Consider the following 1,806-nt stretch of genomic DNA (forward strand, 5'->3'; position numbering starts at 1 on the left):
GCAGGCGGCCAGTGGCTGATCCCCCTGGACTCCCCCGCCGACCCCACCCCCGAACACGAGGTGGCGCACGTGGCCCTGGACGGAGTCGAGTTCTGCCGCCTGGCGGCAGGCCACCTGACCCCGGAGGAAACGACGGCGGGCCAGAGGGGCGACAGGAAGGCGATCAGAGACGTACTCACGGCAACGGCGTCCCTGAGCCGCATGTAGGGCACTCGGAGACGCCGGTGAACCGTGCCCACCTCAGGGGCGCGGGGAACCGCGCGACAAGCCACGACGCACCCGCACCCGCCACATCACCTAGGCGAAGACGACCGTCCGGCGCCCGTTGAGAAGAATGCGCCGCTCCGCATGCCACTTCACCGCCCGGGCCAACGCCTGACACTCCACGTCCCGCCCGATGGCCACCAGCTGATCGGGCCGCAGCTCATGCCCCACCCGCTCGACCTCCTGCTCGATGATCGGCCCCTCGTCAAGATCCGCGGTCACGTAGTGCGCGGTGGCACCGATCAGCTTCACCCCCCGCTCATGAGCCTGGTGATACGGCTTCGCCCCCTTGAAGCTCGGCAGGAACGAGTGGTGGATGTTGATGATCCGCCCGCTGAGCGCCTTGCAGAGATCGTCCGACAGCACCTGCATGTACCGCGCGAGAACCACCAGCTCGACCCCCTCCTCCCGCACCAGCTCCAGCAGCCGCGCCTCCGCCTGCGCCTTGGTGTCCCGCGTCACCGGGATGTGGTGGAAGGGGATGTTGTACGACCCCACGAGCTCCTGGAAGTCCGTGTGGTTGGACACCACGGCCGCGATCTCCACCGGCAGCGCCCCGGTGCCGGCCCGGAACAGCAGGTCGTTCAGGCAGTGCCCGAACTTGCTGACCATCAGCACGATCCGCATCTTCTGGTCGCCCCGGCTGATCTGCCAGTCCATGTGGAAGGAGTCACCGATCGCGGCGAAGCTCGCCCGCAGCTTCTCCAGCGTGACGTGGGCCTCCGCCGAGAAGTGGACGCGCATGAAGAACAGGCCCGTGTCGTGGTCGCCGAACTGCTGGCTGTCCTCGATGTTGCAGCCGGTCATGAAGAGGTAGCTCGACACGGCGTGCACGATGCCCTTTTTGTCCGGGCAGGAGAGGGTGAGGACGTACTGGTCCGCCAGGGCGTCGGCCGTGGCGGCGGCTCGGCTGGGCTGCTCGTTCATGCACTACACGATCTCACGCCGGACGGCCCGGCCGGGGCCCGTGTCCGTCAGCCGGACGCCGGGCGGGCCCTCAGACGGCCGTGGTCAGGATGCGCAGCGCCTCCAGGCTGCGCGGGACCGCCGCCGGGTCGTCGCCGTCGCTGGCGGCGAGCCGCAGATGGGCGTCCTGGGCGGCCCGCACCGCCTCCGGCCACTGGGGATGCTCCAGGTAGACGGCGACCGGGGCGTCCGGGCCGACCTGGTGCATGATCCGCAGCACCCGCAGCACGGCGGTGTCCACCAGCGCCGCCTCCTGCGAGTCCCGGAAGATGGTGCCGACGTATTTCTCGGCCGACCAGTTGTCCAGCCAGGTGTCCTCCACCAGCCGGTAGACCGCGTCGGTGACGTCCCCGTACCCCTCCACGCCCGCGAGCCAGACGTCGCGCTGGAAGGCCGGGTCGGAGAGCATGTGCAGCGCGGAGCGCACGTTGCTGCGCCAGCGCCACCACGGCATGTCGTTAAGCGGCATGCCGCCCATGGTGGAGGAGCGACGGCCGCGACGGGAAGAGTTCTCCGAACCTTGCACGGTCATCGATCGTACGTTCCCCACAACATCGGCCACATCCGCCCCCGGTG

2 protein-coding genes and 1 pseudogene are annotated in these 1,806 nt (G+C 69.4%); 1 reads left to right on the forward strand and 2 read right to left on the reverse strand.

Going from position 1 to position 1,806, the window contains the following annotated elements; all coding sequences use genetic code 11:
- Window positions 1–207: pseudogene (locus CCN33_RS28990) on the forward strand (MDMPI N domain containing protein); the annotation flags it as partial.
- 90 nt (window positions 208–297) lie between these two features.
- On the opposite strand, the gene purU reads toward CCN33_RS28990, so the two are convergent.
- Window positions 298–1,191 carry a formyltetrahydrofolate deformylase gene (purU, locus tag CCN33_RS28995; protein WP_086696343.1) on the reverse strand — a complete coding sequence of 298 codons (894 nt, stop codon included), beginning with the start codon at window positions 1,189–1,191 and terminating at the stop codon, window positions 298–300.
- 70 nt (window positions 1,192–1,261) lie between these two features.
- Entirely contained in the window at window positions 1,262–1,762 is a 501-nt protein-coding gene (locus CCN33_RS29000) for an SCO4402 family protein (protein WP_078858347.1), read from the reverse strand.
- Between the last annotated feature and the right edge of the window lie 44 nt (window positions 1,763–1,806).

Origin of the sequence: Streptomyces recifensis (assembly GCF_002154615.1) — a bacterium.
Taxonomy (GTDB): Bacteria; Actinomycetota; Actinomycetes; order Streptomycetales; family Streptomycetaceae; genus Streptomyces; species Streptomyces griseoluteus.

Coding starts and splice junctions, on each gene's coding strand:
- purU (WP_086696343.1), bottom strand. CDS start 1,191: ATGAACGAGCAGCCCAGCCGAGCCGCCGCCACGGCCGACGCCCTGGCG.
- CCN33_RS29000 (WP_078858347.1), bottom strand. CDS start 1,762: ATGACCGTGCAAGGTTCGGAGAACTCTTCCCGTCGCGGCCGTCGCTCC.